At 35.7% G+C, this 20,805-nt stretch carries 13 protein-coding genes; 1 reads left to right on the top strand and 12 read right to left on the bottom strand.

The genetic code is table 11. The features are described from left to right. Window positions 1–15: 15 nt before the first annotated feature. The 12 genes from SFA27_RS07550 to SFA27_RS07495 form a co-directional block, all read right to left on the bottom strand. Window positions 16–2,679 carry a glycoside hydrolase family 3 N-terminal domain-containing protein gene (locus SFA27_RS07550; RefSeq protein WP_407297385.1) on the bottom strand — a complete coding sequence of 888 codons (2,664 nt, stop codon included), beginning with the start codon at window positions 2,677–2,679 and terminating at the stop codon, window positions 16–18. Then, window positions 2,679–4,124: an alpha-L-fucosidase gene (locus tag SFA27_RS07545; protein WP_407297382.1), complete on the bottom strand. Its 1,446-nt coding sequence runs from the start codon at window positions 4,122–4,124 to the stop codon at window positions 2,679–2,681. Before SFA27_RS07545 ends, SFA27_RS07550 begins: the two co-directional genes overlap by 1 nt. A gap of 50 nt (window positions 4,125–4,174) precedes the next feature. After that, window positions 4,175–5,074 (bottom strand): TIGR01777 family oxidoreductase, encoded by a 900-nt coding sequence (locus tag SFA27_RS07540; RefSeq protein WP_407297380.1) that lies wholly within the window; start codon window positions 5,072–5,074, stop codon window positions 4,175–4,177. A 113-nt stretch (window positions 5,075–5,187) separates the two neighbouring features. Beyond that, window positions 5,188–5,892 carry a YqjF family protein gene (locus SFA27_RS07535; protein ID WP_407297378.1) on the bottom strand — a complete coding sequence of 235 codons (705 nt, stop codon included), beginning with the start codon at window positions 5,890–5,892 and terminating at the stop codon, window positions 5,188–5,190. A gap of 19 nt (window positions 5,893–5,911) precedes the next feature. After that, window positions 5,912–6,388: an SRPBCC family protein gene (locus tag SFA27_RS07530; protein WP_264517447.1), complete on the bottom strand. Its 477-nt coding sequence runs from the start codon at window positions 6,386–6,388 to the stop codon at window positions 5,912–5,914. 3 nt (window positions 6,389–6,391) lie between these two features. Beyond that, window positions 6,392–7,174 carry a fatty acid desaturase gene (locus SFA27_RS07525; RefSeq protein ID WP_047378192.1) on the bottom strand — a complete coding sequence of 261 codons (783 nt, stop codon included), beginning with the start codon at window positions 7,172–7,174 and terminating at the stop codon, window positions 6,392–6,394. Window positions 7,175–7,186: 12 nt separating this feature from the next. Next, a complete protein-coding gene (locus SFA27_RS07520) occupies window positions 7,187–7,999 on the bottom strand; it encodes a DCC1-like thiol-disulfide oxidoreductase family protein (RefSeq protein ID WP_407297376.1) in 813 nt (270 codons plus the stop codon). A gap of 516 nt (window positions 8,000–8,515) precedes the next feature. After that, window positions 8,516–9,019: a GbsR/MarR family transcriptional regulator gene (locus SFA27_RS07515; RefSeq protein WP_034696386.1), complete on the bottom strand. Its 504-nt coding sequence runs from the start codon at window positions 9,017–9,019 to the stop codon at window positions 8,516–8,518. Window positions 9,020–9,151: 132 nt separating this feature from the next. Continuing rightward, on the bottom strand, window positions 9,152–13,669 hold the full coding sequence (locus tag SFA27_RS07510) for a TonB-dependent receptor plug domain-containing protein (protein WP_407297374.1): 4,518 nt from the start codon (window positions 13,667–13,669) through the stop codon (window positions 9,152–9,154). Window positions 13,670–13,672: 3 nt separating this feature from the next. Continuing rightward, entirely contained in the window at window positions 13,673–16,441 is a 2,769-nt protein-coding gene (locus tag SFA27_RS07505) for a hypothetical protein (RefSeq protein ID WP_407297372.1), read from the bottom strand. Window positions 16,442–16,506: 65 nt separating this feature from the next. Then, a complete protein-coding gene (locus SFA27_RS07500) occupies window positions 16,507–18,822 on the bottom strand; it encodes a T9SS type A sorting domain-containing protein (RefSeq protein WP_407297370.1) in 2,316 nt (771 codons plus the stop codon). Window positions 18,823–18,834: 12 nt separating this feature from the next. Beyond that, window positions 18,835–19,353: an RNA polymerase sigma factor gene (locus tag SFA27_RS07495; protein ID WP_047378197.1), complete on the bottom strand. Its 519-nt coding sequence runs from the start codon at window positions 19,351–19,353 to the stop codon at window positions 18,835–18,837. Between the two features lie 196 nt (window positions 19,354–19,549). Here SFA27_RS07495 and SFA27_RS07490 point away from each other — a divergent pair, with 196 nt between their 5' ends. Continuing rightward, window positions 19,550–20,752 (top strand): aminopeptidase C, encoded by a 1,203-nt coding sequence (locus tag SFA27_RS07490; protein ID WP_047378198.1) that lies wholly within the window; start codon window positions 19,550–19,552, stop codon window positions 20,750–20,752. Window positions 20,753–20,805 lie beyond the last annotated feature (53 nt).

Raw genomic sequence — 20,805 nt, 5'->3', positions numbered from 1 at the left:
TGTTTTTTAATTTAACTATAAAACTTCAATATTCTGTTTTAATGGTAAGTTCCTGGATGAATTGCCGACCATAATCCTGTAAGTTCCTTTTTCTACAACCCATTCCATTTTTTCGTTCAGGAACTGTAATTGTTTTATGGGAACTTCAATGGTGACAGATTTTGATTCTCCCGGCTGCAATTCTACTTTCTGAAATCCTTTGAGCTCAATCACCGGTCTGGAAACTGTAGCCAGCAAGTCTTTCACATACAGCTGAACCACTTCACTTCCTGCTCTTGAACCTGTATTTTTTATGTTGACTTTGGCAATAATAGTTTCATTTTCTGAATATTGGGTTTTATTCAACTGTAACCGGGAGATTTCAAAGGTGGTATAACTTAAACCAAATCCAAACGGATACAATGGCTCACCACTCAGGTCATGATAATCATTTCCTCTTCCCGTTGGATGATGATTATAAGTCAAAGGCAGCTGGCCTTCTTCGACCGGAAAAGTGATGGGCAGTTTCCCTGATGGATTTTCAGCACCGAAAAGAGTTTTTGCCACGGCATTTCCTCCTTCTTCACCGGGATACCAAACATCTAAGATTGCTCCTACTTCATCTTTCCAGGCGGTTGTTTTTATAGCAGATCCTCCTACTAAAACTACTGTTACCGGTTTTTTCAATTTTGAAATTTCCTGAATAAATAATTCCTGATTTCCGGGTAAACTCAAGGAGGAACGGTCCTGAAATTCGCCTTCATGAATTCCGGCAGCAACGATGATATAATCTGCATTCTGAGCAAGATTTAAAGCTTCCTTATATTCTTTCTGGTACTTATGAAGTCCGTAGTTCCAGATCAGTTCAAGATTAGCTTCACCCCTGTTTTCATGAAACTCTATCGTTATGTCATATTTTTTCCCTTTTACGAAATCTACATCAACCATTTTGGTGGAATAGCTTAGTTTTTCCCATTGGTCAATAGCTAATTTGCCATCAAGGTATAATCTGAAGCCGTCATTTCCCCGTAATCCTAATTGATATTTTCCTGAATCCGGTGCTTCCAGTTTTCCTGTCCAGCGAATGCTGTAATGATCCGCTTGAAGTTTTTCAGGATTCGGTGAATATAGAGTCCATTTAAAACTGAGCTGTTCATCCTGTTTTTCAAAAGCAGGATTTCCTTTTAAATCATTATTAGAGAAATAGAATCCTTTTAATCCTTTTTTATTTTCGGAGGATAAATATTCATTGGAAATTGTGGTAAAATCCTTTACATTCCAATCAATCCCTTTTGAATAAACGACTTCAATGTTTTTATCTCTGACATAATTTTTAATTCCGTCTACAATATTTATTTTTTTATTTCCCGGCCCGGAATAACCACCTAATCTGGCATCAACAGCATCTGTTCCTACCACCAGAATTTTTTTTACATTTCCGGGAACAGGAAGAGTCTGGTTATTGTTCTGAAGCAAAACAAAAGATTCTGCAGCTGTTTTTTCTGCCAGAGGCTTGTGATTAAGCTTTTTTAATTCTTCAATTTCTTTGAGTGAAACGTAAGGGTTTTCAAATAATCCAAGTTCAAACTTTGCTCTCAATACTCTTGAAACGGCATCATCAATTCTTTCTTTTGAGATTCTTCCATCCAAAAAGGGAGGAATAAAGAGCTCATAATGTTTGTATTCTGTCTGGAAAATTACATCCAGCCCTGCATTGATTGCCTGCGCAGAAGCATCATCATAATCCTTTGCCGTAAAATGCAGCACATTTGCTCCTCCTACCGCACTTGCATCACTGATGACAAAGCCTTTGAAATCCCAGTCTTTTTTTAACTTTTCTGTTAACAGCCAATGATTTGCTGTTGAAGGTCTCCCATCAAGAAGATTATAAGAGGTCATTACTGAGCGGCTTTTTCCTTTTGTAAAAGCATTGTTAAAAGGTATTAAATGCGTTTCTTCAAGATATCTTTTGCTCCAATGAATCGGGTATGAATCTCTTCCACCTTCTCCTACATTGGCCAGAAAGTGTTTCGGAGTTGTTATGATTCCTATATTTTCAAATGAACTAACGAAACTGACTCCCATTACTGAGGTCAGAAAGGGATCTTCACCATAAGTTTCCTCCGTCCTACCCCATCTCACATCACTGGCCAGATTCACTACAGGCGTCAGAATCTGACGGATTCCTCTCAATTTGGATTCTTTTGCAATTGCTGTTGAGACTTTATTCATCAACTCTGGGTTGAAAGTAGCAGCCAAACCAATTGCCTGTGGAAAGGCAGTTGCTCCTTCTCTCACCAGTCCGTGTAAGGCTTCGTCAAAGGGAATAATCGGGATTCCTAATCTTGATTCTTCCACGAAATATTTCTGAATGGCATTGATTTTTTTCACCAATCTTTCTGCATCTTCATTGGCGTTATATTTCAATAACTGCCCTGCTGCTCCGCCACCTTGGTTTCCTGCGCTCACCTGCAACCCAAAAATTCCATGAGAATATTGTTCCTTCGGGACTTTATCTAAATCTCCGGGAATCATAAAACACTGCCAGAATTTTTCTTCAGGTGTCATTCTCTTCAACAGATCCTGAACTCTTACTTCAATGGGTTGTTTTGGGTCTTTATATAAAGGCTTTTGGGCAGAAATAATCACCACATTCAACAATAATGCTACTCCTGTAAGGTTAAAACGAAATAGTCTCATTATTGCACGATTTGAATTACGGTTGCATATTTCAGATTTTTTCTTTCTTCAGGTAATTTGATTTCAAGCGTATTTTCTGTTGTTGTTTTCCATTGAATTTTTGAAGAAAGACCTAATATTTTTAAAGATTTTGGCTTAAAGTTTTCCGGGATGGAAAAGGTAAGTGCTGCCGGAGCCTTATATTCTGACTGTTCATCAAGATGAAATACATTTACTGTATGATGGTCCTTACTTTGGGTATAATAGTAGCTTCCTTCGTGATAGGGTGCAATACTTCTGGTTGCAAAAACCGCAGACTGATTTTTCTCCATCCACCCGGAAATCTGCTGCAATCTTTCATAGACTATTGGATCATAATCACCATTCGGTCCGGGAGCAATATTCATGAGATAGTTTCCTCCCCTTGAAATGATTTTAACCAAGGTTTCAATGATCTTCTGGGAGGTTTTATAATTGTCATTCGGAACATAGGAAAAGGAATCTCCCATTGTGATACAGCTTTCCCAAGGGATGGAAAGAGCATGTTCCGGAACTGCCTGTTCTGGAGTAACATAGTTTTCCCATTTGCCGGGAACAGTACGGTCTACAATGATGATTCCCGGCTGATTTTTTCTGGCCATCGTTCCTATTTTATCCATATCAATGTCCTGCTCCACTTTGATGGTGCGCTGCCATTCCACTTTCTGATCTATGGTGTGAAAAGGACGTACCCATCCTCCATCTAACCAAAGAATATCAATTTTTCCATAATTGGAAGTGATCTCATTCAGCTGATTGAAAGTGAATTTTTTAAAATTCTCCCATCTTTCCGGATATTTCTTCGGATCATAATTGACGTTTCTGTCTTTTGGTGGAAAGTAAGACCACCAGTAATCATCGGAATGCCAGTCAGGTTTTGAAAAGTAAGCTCCGATTTTAAATCCTTCTTTTCTGAAGGTATTGAAAATTTCTTTCGTTACATCTGATTTTGGATGTTTTGAAAAGGGTGTCTTAGGAGAAGTGATTTTATAGTCTGACTGCTGGGTATCAAACATTGCAAAACCATCATGATGCTTGGTGGTAAAAACCACGTATTTCATTCCGGCTTTTTTTACGGCATCTGCCCATTTCTGAGGATTAAACTGTGTTGGATTAAAAGTTGTCTGAAGGTTTTCATAATTTTTTACATATTCGTCATAAGATTTTCCGTGCTCAGGTTTTCTCTGTGTCCATGATTCGTCTTCGGGGCATAAGCTCCAGCTTTCAACAATTCCCCACTGGCTGTAAGTTCCCCAATGCATAAACAGTCCGAATTTCATATCCTGCCACTGGTCCAGATTCTGGGCAACCAAAGGATCTGTGGGTTTCTGATATCCGTCAGACACATTATGAGCCTGTGAAAATACTATTGAACTAATTAAAAAAGATGAAAGGAAAAAGGGTTTTATTTTGGGTATAACCAGCATATAGGATAGTTTTCCGCTAATTTAATTATCCTTTGGGAAATCCGCAAACATTAGGATTCCAAGAGATTAAGAATAGCTTCATCAAATCCGGGATAGGAAAACTGAAATCCATCTTTTATGAGTCTTTCAGGATAAACATTCCGGCTTTTTAAGAGTAATTCGGTTTCTGTATCCAGGAATATAGATGCAATTTCCAACTGCCAGACAGGAGCATTGAGCCCAAAAGGTATTTTCAATTCTTTTCTTAATTTTTTCATCATATTTTCATTGGAAACCGGAGCTGGAGCCGTTATATTGATCGTGCCCGACGTATTCTCATGTTGAATAATCCATTCTACTGCTTTACAAAAATCATCAATATGAATCCAGCTTACCATCTGATTACCTCTTCCCTGTTTTCCTCCCAAGCCCAGCTTCGTAATCATTTTAAGTTTTGGAAAGGCACCGCCATTATTTCCAAAAACGATAGAGGTACGAAGAGCAATTTTTCGTATTTCTTCATTTTGGACGGCAAAGAATTCTTTCTCCCAGCTTTTGCAGATATTCATGGAAAAATCATCTCCTATAATTCCGTTTTCTTCTGTATTGAGATGTTTTTCAGAATGAACGTAAATGGTTGCAGAACTGGCATTCAGCCACACTTTTGGTTTTTCAGAACATTGATCTACTGCTCTTTGCAATATTCTTGTACTATCAATTCTTGAAGAATAGATTTCCTGTTTATTTTTCTCATGATAACGGCAGTCGACGGATTTTCCTGTCAAATTGATCAGAACATCTGCTTTTTCAAGGCTGTTTTTCCATTTACCTATCGTTTGGGCATCCCAATAGATTTCCTTTTTACGTTTAGGATTACGGGTAAGGATGTAGACTTGATTTCCTTTTTCTGTAAAGTATTTTTCAAGGTTTTCACCAAGAAATCCGGTTCCTCCGGCTATGATTATTTTCATTGTTTGAGATTTAATGTTTAAAGTTTTGGGTTCAAGGTTTATGATTTGCCCACAAATTTCACAGATTTGCACAGACGGTCTTGGAAGGAGGAAGGTATTTTGCTCTTATTATTTTAGCTGATGTATTTCTTGGTTTTGACTTGAATTTCTGATCCTTCTGCCAACATTACAGAAATGGGTTGCTGATCATTCAGGAAGGAAAAATCACTTCCATAGATTTTTTGAAAATCAATTTCCAACTGGTGGTATTTTACTGTATAACAATCCCATTTTGGGTGGCAAACTTCATATTCAGAGGTTGTATTTTCTTTTTTGGTAAAGCCAAAATAATGTTCTGTGATAAATTCAAATTCTGAGTTTTCTTCCATAGGTTTTGCGATAGCCTCAGCCATAATCTGAATAGAATGCCAGCTTTTATCTTTCCATGAATACCGGATCAGCAGCTCATCCCCACTTTCATCAATCTGGTTTTTCATCGGCATGGTATGATAATTTTCTTTATAGATGGAATTTGCAACCAGGCTTAATGCAGGTTTGGGAACAATCTCTTTGATAAATACCACTCCTCTTTTCCAAACTCCTTTTTCTTCTTTTTTTACATAAAATCTTAGGTTTACTTCTTCAAAATTTCGGTGAAAAGGAATGGGTAATCCCAACAGTTTTGAATTCAAAAACATAAATCCCACCAAGCTTACATAGCATCTGCCATTATAAAAATCGAGTTCTGTTCCTTTGGGTAAATAGGGCAATAAGACATCAGGATCAATATCGTAATTGATGATGGCCAGCTTTCGCCATTCTGCTTTTAAAAAGTTCATTACAATCTGTTTTTTATGGTTAAAAAATGGCTATTCCGTCACAGGTAGAAGATTCTGCAATGGTTTTGATCATTTCGTTTCTTTTGATCAGAAATTTTCTGAGATATCCTGTAAGAAAAATGGCATTAAATAATTTTCCAATGATGCCAAGCGGAGATTCAAATTCAAAAACATCTGTCATCAGTGTTTTTCCGTTTACCGTTTTAAAAATATGACGGTGTCGCATAGATTTGAAGGCTCCTTTCTGCATCACATCAATGAACTGAACGGGTTTTTCCATCCTGACAATTTTTGTTGTGAGGTTTTGATATACTCCCAGGTGTTTTGCCCGCCAGGTTACGGTTTCATTTTCTTCAATCAATCCAGAGGTACGTCCTGCAATTGCTTTTTCATGAGATGTTGAGGTAGACTGCTGATGCAGATCAATATTCCTTGCCAGGTCAAAAACATAGTGAATATCTGCTTTGATGACTGTGTTTAAATAGATTGTTGACATTTTTTAAAAGGTTTGTTTTTTGTTTAATTCTGGAAGCTTTTTGTCTATTCTTTCTGCAAGCTCTGGAAGCTTTATGGTAGGCACCGCAGGAAAAAGATGGTGTTCCATATGATAAAACATACTGAAACTCAATTTATTCTTCCAGAATCCGCGCTGTGTTCTGGCGATATCAGGATGCTCGTGGGTATCGTGATGAACAGTCCACACTGCAAAAAATGCCATTAGAAATTCGCCTAAAACCATCATCAATATGTGATACATCAGGAAATAAATATGAAAATAAAACACTACTGCTATAAGAATGGTTATAGACGCCAGCTCTAACATCATATTCTTCCGATAGGTTTTATTGGCTTTTTTAAAAGTAATCCAATGAATCAGAAACATATGTTTGGGCCCATACAGAATGGCTTGATACCATTTCATAGAAGCAGATTTACCTTCATAATCTTCTTCTGAGAGGCAAAATTTATGATGTCTCAGGTGATTGAATTTTACGGCGTGAATAGAGGTCATCATGGTAAGACTATTAAGATATAAAGACAACCATGTCAACCTTTTTCCAGTTCCTAATGAATTGTGAAAGCCATTATGTACCTGTCTCAATGCGGTGAGGAAATAAAAACCTGAGAACGGCAATGCTAATCCATAATATCCTTTATACGCTAAAAACAAAGAAATAAAAAGCCATGGCAGACTGATGTTATTTTCAATCAGTATTTCCTTTGGAGAAAGTTTTTTTAGGTCTTTCCACTCTATGGTTCTAATAATTTCAAGATGATTCATGTTTTTAATTTTTTAAATGGTTGTCAGAATGACAATAGCCAGCGCTGTTATCCTAAACAATATCCATGAAATGGTTGGAAAAAAATTTAATTTTAGTATTCTGCATCTTCTTATATGTTCCAGAAACATGATCAATACTACAATCCCAAAGTATACCAGATAAAAGACAGGAGTAAAATCGGTTATCAGAGCAGGAATTAAAAGCAAAGTCCCGATTAAGGAAACAGTCATCATATTTCCGAGATAATCCCAAATTTTATCTTTGAGATAGCTTTTTAAAAAGAGGGTCTGCCAAACGATCTGACCAAGACAAACAGCAAATTCTCTTAGAAAATTTCGTTCTAAATTAAAATCAAGCTTCAAAGAAAATTGACTTAAGATGTATGCTGAAAAAACAACAACAAAACTGATGTATGCTATTCTGTATTTCAGGTTAAAATCCGGAACACAGGATTGTTCTGTATAATCTTTTGAGGAAGGAATAATCTGTTTTCTATTGTAAGAAACAAAGGAATACAGCTTTTGAAAAAAACAATACAGAGGTTTTGTCCGAGCAATTTTTGCCAACAATGGAAAAGAGTTACCGATGATAAGGAGCAGACTGTCTAATCCGTAAACGACTTCATTTTTGTTGTGATCTACCAGAGCAATTTCATTTTTCGCACGGTTGAAGTCTATCAGTATTTTATTTTTCACTGAAAGTTCCGTAAATGCTTCTCTTCCATCTTCATCCAGCATTCCGCATTTAGTAAAACCTTTGGAGTAGAGATTACACATAGGACATTCATTGTCGTAGATTAATGTGTGGTTTTTGAGCGTTTCCATAATTGTGATTTATAAGGTTCATAAGTAGTGTAACAGTCATAAACATACGCCGCTGCCATCACAGGGCTATATAAAAGAGCGGCCATTAAAACATATCCAAAAAAAATCATTGATGTGTTTCTCTGTAAACAAGATGGTTACAATAATCCAGACCGGTACTATTACAATTCCATACGCGATATACAGCGCTGACTTTTTTGTTTTAAAAAACAGTTTGATCAGGAAACTTATCAATTGAGGAATTCCTACTATAAAATAAAACAGAACAAATCCAGACAAACCACCAAATATAAAAGCCTGAGGCCCAATTATTATAAAGAATAACTGAATGTAATAATCATATTTTGCAAATGTTTTCATGGCAGCAATGGTTTTAAAGTGATCCTTTTCTTCTGAAATAAATAATCAGGAATAAATGAATGATTAAATTTTTCATAATTATTATTAATTTTATATTTTCAGTAATTTTTGAAAATTAAATTGAAATAAAAAAGGATTTTCATCCTCTTTCTTTTTCTATTTCAACAGATTGGTAATCTTCCCCACCAGCCAGTGGTCATCACTTTTTATTGCCAGATCCATAATATTATTAATTTTTCCGGTTACAGAACTGAAGTCATTCATCAGCTTGATAAATTCCTGAGCTTCTTCCGAATCTTTATCTTCGATATTCTTTAATTCTTCAAGAAAAGAAATCACAGGTTCTATTTCTCTTTTTCTGCGCTCCTTGGTAATTTGTTTGAATAAGTACCAGACATCTTTCTCCGCTACGAAATATTCTTTACGATCGCCTTTCACAAACTCTTTTTTCACGATTCCCCAGTCTATCAAAGCACGAAGATTCATATTGGCATTTCCTCTTGAAATCTCCAACTGCTCCATTACTTCGTCTGTAGAAAGGGGTTTGCCGCTTGCCAAAAGCAGTGCATGCACCTGTGCCATCGTACGGTTGATTCCCCAATTGGTAGCAAAGGTTCCCCAGGTCTGAATGTATTTTTCTTTTGCTTCTGAAAGTTGCATTTTGTTTTCCTTTTAGATTTCTGTAGCAAATGTAATTATATTTTTTGAATTTTCAATAATTTTTGAAAATTAATTTTAAAAATAAAACAGACATCCCTGAGAATGTCTGTTTGGGGTTTATAAAATTTAAAATTAAGGTTCTATTTTAGTAATTATACCCTGATTCCAATGTTTAGCTTCCGGCATGTAGTAGAGATATACATTGCTTGATTTTCCGGTATAAGTTCCTGCAAATTCTACTTTGAGATCCAGATTGATGGTTTTTGTCTCTTCAGCATTGAAATGTTCCCAGTACAAAACCAAATAATTGTCAAAGATTTCATAATAAGAAATCTGTTTTTTATCAATCAGATCTTTTAGCAAAGCATTTTGTAAGGTCAGTCCTGCAGGGATACCGATCTTCGCTATGGTCATTGGTAGTTGGCCATTGATTTTATTTTTAACGGTCACTGTCATTCTGTTGGTCTCTCCCACTCTGGACACCGCAGATTTTAGCTTTGTTTCCATAGTAACAGGAATATCTTTGCTTTCCGGGGCCAGAAGTGTATAATACTGATATTCTAATTTATAAGGCAGACCTTTTTGTGTTGGATAATGAATACTGATATTATTTTCTCCAGCTTTAAATGCTGACGAAAGACTCATCATAGGTGAAATTTGTGCCTGATTAATCTTGATGGCAGGCCTTTCAGTTCCATATAGTTTTCCGTTTTTAGAGAAAAACTCAGACAATGCCTGTATTGCGAGTGTTGTAGCCTGTGTAGAACCGAACCCGTAATATCCATTGAAATTAATGAGTTGATCTGCTGCTTCGGCAATTTTCAACTGATTCAGTGTTTCATCTTTCTGAAGTGCCATAATATATAACGAGAGAGTTTCTGCATCTGCAGACATTCCCCATGATCCTGTAAAAGTGATGTTGGATTTTATATTTTTCGATTCATACTGCTTGTCCAATATTTTCATCAGATCATCATATTCCTTTTGTTTTCCTAATTGAGCAGCAGCATTGGCAAGTAAAGCCAGCTGATAAGAATCTTTTGTAACCAAAGCTCTTTTCATCATTACTGTAAAGGAATCTTCTATTTCATTTTTAAAACCCAGCTTAGATAATGCATACAGCACATACATATTTCTTGACCAGGAATATTCCGAGAAATCCCTTTTTGATTCATAGGGTCTTCTTACTTCAAATAATCCGTTTGTATTTTTCTTAGACAAAATGAATGAGGAAAGTCCCTGAATGATCTTAGCATCCGGGGTTACATACTTTTTTAAATCCGTAAATTCTAATAGCGCAAACGCAGAAAGTGCCACATCCGATTCTTCGCTGCTGAAATACCCGAAACCTCCGTCTCTGTTTTTATAACTCAACATTTTCTGGAACCCTTTTTTCATATTTTTAACCACCAGATTCTCAGTTGCTGTATCTATTTTTTTATCTGATTTTAAATAATCCAGAATAAAAATATTAGGATACACCGTTGAAGAAAGTTGTTCAAAGCATCCGTAAGGTTCTCTTTTCAACTGTTCCAGATCTTCAAAAAGCTTCAAAGCAGTATTTTCGAATACATAATATGATGAATAGAGACTTCCGTTAATGTATTCCGGAATAGTGATTTTGATATCTTCTGTTTTATTATTAATGATGGAAAACTTATGTGGGAATCCTTTCTCTTCTACTTTAAACGGAAGAATCATCGTTTCTCTGAAATCTCCGGATCTTATAGTAAATTGAATGTTGGAATCTACAATCTCGTCTGTTTGTATTTTGACAAATAATCTTCCCGATTCCAATGGTTTCAAGGTAATTAAGCTGTCAGAATGAACCAGTTTTACATGATTGGGAACAATAACATCCATCGTCATTTTCCGTATTTCTGAAGAATTATTTTTAATAACAACAGGAATCATCATCTGGTCCGTTCTTGTCAGATATTGTGGAATTTTAGCATCCAGTGAAATAAGGCTCTGTGCAGCATAAGTGGTTTCATCTCTGCCCAAAAGCCCTGTTGCAGAAATACCTTCTGTCATCACTCTAAAAGTAGAATTGGCATCTGAATTATAAAACTCTACTTTTGCCTTCCCATTTTTATCGGTTTCTACAACGGGATTCCAATAAAGTGCTTCCCTATAATCGAACCGGTAGGATGTGTTGGTAGTTTTATATTCCGGATAAACAAAAGTTCTTGATCCGGCATATGAAGTAAGTCTTCCGTAAGGCAGCGTTTCTATTGCAACATAAGATTTCGGAGTAATATCAAAGCTGATTTTTGAGCTGTTATTTTTATATGAATTAATAATCACAACCCCGTTTGCAGCCCTGCTTCCATAAATAGCGGTAGCAGCAGCATCTTTGAGAACTGCAATACTATTGATATCATTCGGGTTTATAGTGGTATTGAAGTTTTCTACGGGAGTACCATCAACGATGAATAATGGAGTCTTATTGGTAATGGACGCTGTTCCCCTTATTCTTATCTGTGTACTGGCTGCTGGCTGTCCTGCCGGCGTAATTACTAATCCGGCAACTTTTCCGCTTAATAATGAGGCTACATTGGGATTCTGAATTTCCATCGAAGACATTATCGTTGCAGAAGTAATCGCGGCTTTATCTCTTTTTAAATTGTATCCTAAAACAACAACTTCTTCAATCCTTTTATTCCGGATAGTATCAGATTTTGAAAAACCTGGTTTGCTCAATGTTTGGGTATTATTTCTGTTTTCTGTTCTTATAACTTCTTTTCTTTCAGCTTCTTTTACAATTTCTTCTACATCAATATTGGATAACTTTTGCTTCACTAAAGGATTAATATCCAGATTATACGACAAGATTCTGATTTTCAATGTATGTTTAGGCTGAGAAGATCTGGCTATAATTTTATACGAATGGTCCGCATTCAGATCTGAAAAATAAAAACGTCCATTTTCCGCAGCGGTCTGTTTAAGAATTTTTTTATTATCTGTATTCAAAAGAAAAACATCTGCATTTACAGGTTTTTTGTGCTCATCTTCCACCACTCCGTAGATTGTATTTTTCTTTTCAGGAAGAAACTTGTACTTATTGGTTGTAATAATTTCCGGGATAAACTCGAAATACCTGTAACCATTTGTCAGCATAACAAGATCTAAACTTTTATCGGCTTTTTCTTCTTTTTTATCGAAATAAAACTGTGGTTTTTCAATTTTCCCTTTCAACTCGGAGTCCATCAGAAGCCAGGAAATGATATGATTCTGTTTGTCATCAGCGTAGGTCCAGAGCTTATCATCCACTACGCTCAATCCAAGGTTGGCAGGAACAGGTCTGTTATTTTCATCAGTGGTTTCGATATCCAAAATTACTTTTTCCCGCGGCAGATAATGTTGTTTTACAGGTTTAACCTTTATATTCAATTTGTTTTCTTTATTGGTAAAAACCACACGTTCTGCAAGAGGAATATTGTTTTCCAGTACGGTAAATCTGCAGATTCCTGTGGGGAAGTCTTTTTCATTAATTTCCAATAAATTGCTGCCTTTTTTTAACAGAAGATCTTTGGTATACAATTCTTTTCCGCGGAAATTTCCCTTCAGGGTAATCGTTTTTTCATCGGTTGAAATGAGGGTAAAAATTACTTTTTTGTTTTCATTCCGGATATTAAAAACTACCCCTTCATCTTTTGCGGCAGGGAAATTAAAAGTCTGGGTACTGTTTTCCGGCTTTACCACTTTTGCATAATAGATTTCTCCTTTTTCCGGCGTAAAACGGAAGCTTCCCATCCCAAAATTATAGGCTGGAATTTCTTTTATTTTTTTATGATTCTGATTGTAAACAGCAAGAACAGCATCTACAGGTTTTTCAAATTCATCAAGAATTTTAAAGGCAATATTTTGCTCTACTCCATTGATAAAAGTTCCGCCTTCAGGCAAAAATTTCACATCCAGATTATTCAGAACTATTGGGATATTTCGTGAAATAGATTCTGTAAATCCGTCAAAATTCACTTTAATATTCAAAAGGGCATCAGAGGATTTCAAAATTTCCGGGAGCTTGAAGCTTAATTGATTTTTACCTTCTTTATCTGTAATAATTTTACCTTCTGAAACAGTTTCCCCGTTGGTCATTACCGTATAATCTGCTTCATAAAAAGGAATCGGAAGGTTACTCAGGCTTCTCATTGAAAAATCGGCTGTCACCTCATCTCCCGGGCCGTATCCTTTTTTAGGAAAATCCAGCTTCATTAAAATTCTTGGAGAGACTATTTTCTGGAGGGTAATTTCTTTCTCAAAGGTATTTTTCCCTTCTTCATTCTGCATCCAGTTGGTAAAGGCTCTGATCTTATAAATTCCACCTTTCATATCTTCATCAAAATAGAAATAACCCTGGGCGTATCCATTGGTAATCTCATATTTCATTTTTTTCAAAACACTTCCTGCAGGATCAATAATTTCAAAATTAACGATTCTGCTGTCTTCTGCCGGAAGGTTACTTTTTCCTTTTACAACGTATATTTTAAAATACATTCCCTCACCAGGTTTATAAAAAACATGATTGGTCTGAACGTAGGTCTTTTCTTTTTCAAAGTCCTGAAATGGCTGCTGTGCTTTTAGGAAAACCGTTGACAATACTAAGCTCAGCAAGATGATATAAGGTGATATAAGCTTGAAATTCATGGGTTAAAATTTGAGTGAAACAATACATCCGAATGTTTTAAAAGATGGAAGGTTAAAAAAATCAAGTCCTCTTCCATTATCCATATCATAAAAATTCTGATTGGGATCTGCTCCTTTACTGGCCTGCCAAAGCATTAGATTATTTACATAAAAAGTAAGTTTAAGATTCTGCTTGCCATAGTTGATTGGAAAATTGGAAGACAGTGAAATATTGCTGATCCTTACATAATCTGCCTTTTGAATATAGTTTTCCGCCACACCCAGGTAGCCATATCTTGTCCATCGGGTTTCCAGAACATTCAGATTGGGATCATAGAAATCTACAGGAATCTGGTTTACAGTTCCATTTGCTTGCACGCCCTGGAAAACATAGTTTTTGATATTTCTATCTTCTCCCGAGTCGGAAGAACGGCCATAATAATCAAGAACAGCCTGTGTTCCGTTCCAGAGCTGTCCTCCTTTCTTCCACTCCCAATTGATATCTAAGGAAAAATTTTTATACGCAAAACTATGAGTAAATTTCATCACGAAATCTGGTGTAGGGTCTGCGATCATTTTCATTCCTTCTGCTTTTTTGGGGAATCCAAGCTCATCAATGATCAATTGCCCGTCAACATTTCTTTCAAAATAGCTCCCCATGACAGCTCCCAAAGCCTGCCCTTCAGTAAGGGTTTTATAAATGTCTTTAAATCCTGAAACAGGTATATTCTTATAGCCGGGAGCTATCTTGTCTACGATATCTTTATATTTGAAAAATGACACTTTCTGGATACTGTAAAAGTCATCCCCAAGGCGCAAACGGTCATAGGCAAAATTGAATTCATATCCACTGTAGGTATGATCTGCTATATTCTTTAATTTTAACTGATTATTTTCAAAAACAGGAAATATATCATCTGTATTTTTTCTGTTGAAATATTCTCCTTCCAGACTTATATTATAACTAACGTCAAGCCTGGCACCCGCTTTCCATTCTTTTGTATTGATATTGGATAAACCTCTGAAGCTTTCCACTTCCTGTACCGGGAAATATTGATTATAGTTTTGTGCATTCAATAAAGTGGTGGAATAAGAAGCATATGATCTTGTAATTTCCGGCTCGGTGCTCAGCTGTGTATAACTTCCCAATAATTTAAAACTGTAATTATACCAATTGAAAATGTTATTGAACTTTACATAAAAATTAGCTTTGGGAAGCCAGTAGTTGTTATTAAGGGATGTATTAGAAATATAAAATGAATTTCCAAGATTAAAACCAGCTTCAAAATCATAATCACGGATATCCATATTATAATTAAAAATATGATCCTGCGAAGTTCTCTGATATTGGTATTTCTGATTGATAAAGCTGTTATAAACATCCGATTTTCTATCGTTTAAGATAAAATTCAGACTGAACGTATTTTTAAAATCATAATCCCCTAATGCATAGGAACCCAATATATTGGAATGATATAAGCTGTTGTTTTGAATCCTTTCATTCAATACTCCATTGCTGAAGCCATAAACAGAAGGTTTATACTGATCCCGGTTCCAGATATTGTTACTTTCATAAGACTGGCTGATATTCAGTTTAAAATTACCCCAGCTTTTTCCAACATTAAGACTGAACTGCCTTTCACGATTCTGATACCGGTATTTGTCATCCTGTTCAAAAAGGAATGAGGGATTGTCTGCATCTTTGCTGTAACTTCTTTGTGAACCATTATTCAGAAGGATATTTTGCTCATTTGAAAAAGAAATGGGTGTTAACAATGAATTCTGATAGGCTCTGTTGAACAGTCCTATTCTATTGGTATTGGTAGCTTTTTCTTGTTCGTAATTAAAAGCAAGATTAATTGAATATCCATTAAGCTCTGTATTCAGCTTTGCTTTAAAAGTGTTGGTAATATCAAACTGATCTATAAAATACATCTGGTTCTTCTGCTGGCCAAGGTTCAATGACAGCCGGATTTTCTCATTGTAACCTTCTTTTATAAAAGCATTTACATTCAACTGGTTATTGTACCCTACCGTTGTTTTAAAAAGGCTGTTATTATATTTTCTGGCATGCTGAACTCCATCAACCCAAGGAATCAGTCTTCCGTTCTGATCATATTCATAAGCCAGTCCATCAAACCCCAGGGTAGAAATATCCGGTCCAAAACTGAACATTTCGTTGGTTTCCGGTCCTTTCCAGACAAGACTTCCATTTTCTGATCTTCCCTGTACATATTTGCTTTGAGTTCCGGGAATCCCATTCCTGTTTTTAATATCTAAGGATGTGGTAAAGCTCCCATTAAAAAGTAATGTTTTCTGGTTGAGCCTTTTTAAAATATAAAGGCTGTCATTTTTTGGTTTTAACTGTCTGATTCTCTCAAAATAAGAATGTGACCTTTTACTTAAACGGGTCTTTGTTTTTTCAATACTGAAATCATCTCTGATCTCTTTTGAAACCAGGCTGTCATAGGTTTTACTATAAATATTTTCGACATTTCTATTGCCAGTCTGATTTTCCAGAATAGCTTTTAATTCCTTAAGCTCATAGGTAGAAATAACATGAGTATTTTTGCCTTGATTCCATACAAGGGTATCATAAGGTTTCGCAGCAATAATGGCAAATCCTTTCTCATCAGTCAGTTCATAAATACCACTGTTTTTATTATAAACCTTTAAGAAATTCTGCTCTTTATCTTTGGATGTTAAAAATTTTCCAGAATAATACAATTGTGAATTTTGTGCCTGTAATAAAGTAATGGTAAACGGCAGCAACAGCAAATAATTCTTTTTCATCAGTTATTAGTATGTTTAAAAATATAAAAAAAGAAACTTCCGGGGAAATTTCTTTTTTAAATATGTTAGTTTTTAATGACCTTAAATGTTTCCCACAGACCATTAGTATGAATACGTACAAGGTAAATCCCTTGAGGATAAGAAGTTAAATCAATTGTATTTTTACCTTCGGGTAGTTTTTCTTTTCTCATAATAATTTTTCCGGCGAGATCATAAACAAACAGTTCGTCAATTAATTTTCTTGTTTTTATCTGCATCAGACCTTTTGTTGGGTTTGGGAATACAACAGTCTTACTATCAACCTGATTTTCAATTTCTTTCTCCATTTTTTTATTGATATGATCATTTAAAATCCCTGTACTGCATTCCGGTACAACTGCTCTTTGAAGGATTAATCTTAATAGTAAATCATTCAGTTTTTCAACTTCATAAGAATCTATGGTTGGTTTGATATGGCTGTTTCCTATCCCACTGTCATCTGTAAGGAATGTATAGGTACCATTGGTAAGTAAAGCAAATGTCCTCATCAGATATTCCGTTTGCTTATCTGTATCACTGGCAGCCAGTGGAATAATCGTAATCCCTTTCTTTGCAGCAGCCTTTATTGTACTATAAAGTTCCTTTATATTCTGTTCCGAATGGTGTGGTGGTGCATCCAGAATTAAAAACATTATTTTGGTTGAGTTTTCATTACTCCATTTAAGCTCATCAACAGAAACTTTCAGGGCTTCTACAACAGCTTCCGGTGTATCTCCGCCACCGCCTGCACTTTGTTTTTTAATAAATCCAATAAGATCTTCTGCTTTATCCGAAAAATCAAATTTCCGGGTCACATATTCATCCCCCAGATCTCTGTAAAAAACGGATCCATACCTTACAGTTGTATTTTTAAGCTTTCCTTCGATTTTTTTCAACACATCCAGAAGTTCAGACTGAAGATAAGAAATCTCATCCCCCATAGAGCCTGTAGCATCCACTACAAAAGCGAGATCCAATCTACGTTTTTGCAGACAGGGCTTATCCATGACAATCAGGTTTTGTCCACTTTTGAAATTCCTGATATTGCTGCTGATTACCTGCCCTGAGCCATCGGACAAATAATATTTCTCTGAACCTGAGTTGCCATCTGCCATTGGTGATATCCATAATTCTGCATTACCCAGATTATCTGAAACAGCTTCCCAGATAATGTTTTTCTTATCATCCAATAGTTTTACTTTTTCACCTATTACCGGCTTTCGGTCTCTGTTGACCAACTGAACTGAAACTCTTTTATCAGGAAAGAATTTCCATGTAGTTTTATACTGATCTAAAGTAGGAACTGCAATATCTTTCCAATAATCCCACTTAGAAAAATCGTTCACTTCTCCTGCTGTCAGCTGGCCTGCTTTTGGAAGTGTTTTTTCAGGTTCTTCAGGTTCTTTCAATATTTTCTCAGCACTTTCTGAGGAAACTTTTTTGAGTTTTTCTATTTCTGTTCTGGATAATCCTTTTGTGGTAATTACAACAACTCCGTTGTTAGCTTTGCTTCCATACAATGCAGTAGCTTCCAGTCCTTTCAGTACTTTTAATTCTTTTATTTTTTTAGAATCCAGGGTATTTAAAAATTCAGACCCACTACCTATTACAACTCCATCAACAATATATAGAGGATTCGTAGAGCGGCCGTCTATACTTTTTGCACCTCTGATTAATATTGCATCAGTCTTTTTAATTCCGGCTGAGACTTCTATCCCCGCAGCCCTTCCAGCCAATGAAGATACTGCAACCGGAGAATGTAAGGGAGCTTTATCTCTGGAAGCAATCATCACTGTTGAAGATGATAACGCTGCCTTACTTTTAACTGTTTTTGAATATCCCATGACTACAACTTCTTCAATATCTTTTGTTTTTAAAGTATCATTGTAGATTTCTGGTAAAGATGTTATTATTCTATCAGGAGCTTCTACTGGTGGTAAACTACAAGTAGGATGAGGTTGATATGGGGTTATAACTACTACTGGCGGAGATTGATGTGCTAAAGGAAGAGGCACAGATACAGGCAATTCTTCTTTTCTGATATTATTCTTTATTGTACTGTCTATTTTTGCAATATCTGTTTTATTAATTGGACCTCTTAAAGTTGTATTCTCTGCTATTACTGGCTTTAAAGGTTCTGCAACCTCTTTTTTATTCATAAAGTAAAAAGCTCCCAAACCAATTATCAAACTTGCAGCAATACCATAGGGCAGCCAAAGAGGAATTGTTCTCTTTTTCTTTTCTTTTTTATCTAATTTCTCTTCAATTTCCCCCCATACTTTCTCAAAACCAGGAAAAACAGTTGGCTCTTCTGATAGCTTAGAAGCTTCATTGAATTGTTGATCTATATGATTATTTTCCATTGTTGTAAAAGTTTAAATGTTTTGATTCACTAAAAGTTCCTGCAGCTTTTTCCTTGCAAAATTGAGCTGGGATTTTGATGTTCCCTCGCTGATGGAAAGCATGGTTGCTATTTCCTTATGAGGATATCCTTCAATAGCAAAAAGATTAAAGATGGCTCTGCAGCCTTCAGGGAGAAAATTCAATAAACTCAGAATATCTTTTTCCATAGAAAGGTTTTCGGTAGTTCCTTCAGAAGGATCAATAAAGTTTTCTTCCAGTGAAATAAGCAATCCTTTATTGGATCTTAATTTCTGCAGACATTCGTTCACAGCAATTTTTCTTGCCCATGCTTCAAAAGTATCAGCATTATGAAGCTGTGTAATTTTCGTAAATATTTTGTAGAACGTATCAGCCAATACTTCTTCTATATCTTCGTCGTTTTTCAAATAGCGTCTGCAGACTGCGTAAAGTCTGCCCGCCATTTTCTCGTAAACTTTCCGCTGTGCATTGCGGTCGCTACGTTGGCATTCCAATAATAATTCTTGTTCCATAGTCAGGAGTTATACTATTATAGATGCAGAAACTTTTGCATAGGTTGGAAACATGATCAACTTTTTTGGATAAAATGATAAAAAAGTAAATTTGAAAATCAGTTTTTTAGTATTTTTTTTTTTCAAATTTAACTTTTCCTTGTGTAACAAATCTCTATTATCAACGACTCTTAATATAAATAATCTTTTTATAGTAATGAAAAATGCCAAAATTGCATCATTACTTTTTGTTTTGTCTGCAGGAAGTATGATGTTTGCCCAAGATGACTTAATCAACAAGTTAAAAAACAACCAATCACAAAATGCTAATTTTCAGTTCACAACGTTAAAAGACGTTGGTGCAACTTCTGTAAAAAATCAGGGATCATCAGGAACTTGCTGGAGCTACTCAGGAAATTCATTCCTTGAATCTGAAATGCAGAGAATGGGCAAAAAACCTGTAGATCTTGCTGAAATTTTTACAGCAAGAAACTCTTATCATGATAAAGCTAAATTATATGTGTTAAATAATGGCGCTATCAGTTGGGGTGACGGAGGAGAACTTCATGACGTAATCAATATGTACAAGAAGTATGGTGCAGTTCCTCAGGATGTGTACACAGGGTTAAAAGCCGGGCAGACTACGAATAACTTCAAGGAAATGCAGGGGAAACTGAAGCCGGTTCTTGACAGCCTTGTTCAGGCTTCTTCAAAAGGAAAACTTACAGATAACTGGATGGATTCTGTAGATGCTATTCTTGATGAATATTTAGGAAAAGTACCTGCCAACTTCACATATGAAGGGAAAAACTACACCCCGAAAACATTTGCTAAAGAAGTAGTAGGAATCAATCCTGAAGATTATGTAGAATTATCTTCTTACAAAGATTATGCTTATTATGAGAAATTTGTAGTTCCTATTCCTGATAACTGGAGCCATGATTCTGACTGGAATGTTCCAATGAAAGATCTTACAGCCATCATCGACAATGCAGTAACGAAAGGATATTCTGTGGGTTGGGCAACTGACGTTTCTGAACCTTATTTCTCTTATAAAAATGGTGTAGCTTATGTTCCGGATATGGAATTTGATCAGATCACTGCAGAGAACAAGCAGACTTTGTTTACTGAGCCTAAAAAAGATAAAACCATCACTGAAGACATGCGTCAGAAAGCTCTTAACAACCTTTCTACAACGGATGACCACGGTATGCATATCGTAGGTTTAGCAAAAGACCAGACAGGTAAAGAATATTATATGGTGAAAAACTCATGGGGAGTAACCAATGATTTTGCAGGATATCTTTATGTAACAAGACCTTATGTTGAATACAAATCAACAGCTATCCTTGTTCACAAAAATGCAATTCCGAAAAGCATCTTAAAGCAATTAAAGCCAACTAAGAATATCGGTTTATAAGATAAAGAAATCATTTCTGCCGGCTTAAAGGCAGTTTTAGATATTTAAATCTG

Source organism: Chryseobacterium sp. HR92 (genome assembly GCF_045689405.1).
GTDB classification, from domain to species: domain Bacteria; phylum Bacteroidota; class Bacteroidia; order Flavobacteriales; family Weeksellaceae; genus Chryseobacterium; species Chryseobacterium viscerum_A.
This window is presented reverse-complemented; position numbering and strand designations above follow the sequence as displayed.

Excerpts from the sequence above, each read along its gene's own strand:
- SFA27_RS07550 (WP_407297385.1), bottom strand. The coding sequence starts at position 2,679 with ATGAGACTATTTCGTTTTAACCTTACAGGAGTAGCATTATTGTTGAAT.
- SFA27_RS07545 (WP_407297382.1), bottom strand. The coding sequence starts at position 4,124 with ATGCTGGTTATACCCAAAATAAAACCCTTTTTCCTTTCATCTTTTTTA.
- SFA27_RS07540 (WP_407297380.1), bottom strand. The coding sequence starts at position 5,074 with ATGAAAATAATCATAGCCGGAGGAACCGGATTTCTTGGTGAAAACCTT.
- SFA27_RS07535 (WP_407297378.1), bottom strand. The coding sequence starts at position 5,892 with ATGAACTTTTTAAAAGCAGAATGGCGAAAGCTGGCCATCATCAATTAC.
- SFA27_RS07530 (WP_264517447.1), bottom strand. The coding sequence starts at position 6,388 with ATGTCAACAATCTATTTAAACACAGTCATCAAAGCAGATATTCACTAT.
- SFA27_RS07525 (WP_047378192.1), bottom strand. The coding sequence starts at position 7,174 with ATGAATCATCTTGAAATTATTAGAACCATAGAGTGGAAAGACCTAAAA.
- SFA27_RS07520 (WP_407297376.1), bottom strand. The coding sequence starts at position 7,999 with ATGGAAACGCTCAAAAACCACACATTAATCTACGACAATGAATGTCCT.
- SFA27_RS07515 (WP_034696386.1), bottom strand. The coding sequence starts at position 9,019 with ATGCAACTTTCAGAAGCAAAAGAAAAATACATTCAGACCTGGGGAACC.
- SFA27_RS07510 (WP_407297374.1), bottom strand. The coding sequence starts at position 13,669 with ATGAATTTCAAGCTTATATCACCTTATATCATCTTGCTGAGCTTAGTA.
- SFA27_RS07505 (WP_407297372.1), bottom strand. The coding sequence starts at position 16,441 with ATGAAAAAGAATTATTTGCTGTTGCTGCCGTTTACCATTACTTTATTA.
- SFA27_RS07500 (WP_407297370.1), bottom strand. The coding sequence starts at position 18,822 with ATGGAAAATAATCATATAGATCAACAATTCAATGAAGCTTCTAAGCTA.
- SFA27_RS07495 (WP_047378197.1), bottom strand. The coding sequence starts at position 19,353 with ATGGAACAAGAATTATTATTGGAATGCCAACGTAGCGACCGCAATGCA.
- SFA27_RS07490 (WP_047378198.1), top strand. The coding sequence starts at position 19,550 with ATGAAAAATGCCAAAATTGCATCATTACTTTTTGTTTTGTCTGCAGGA.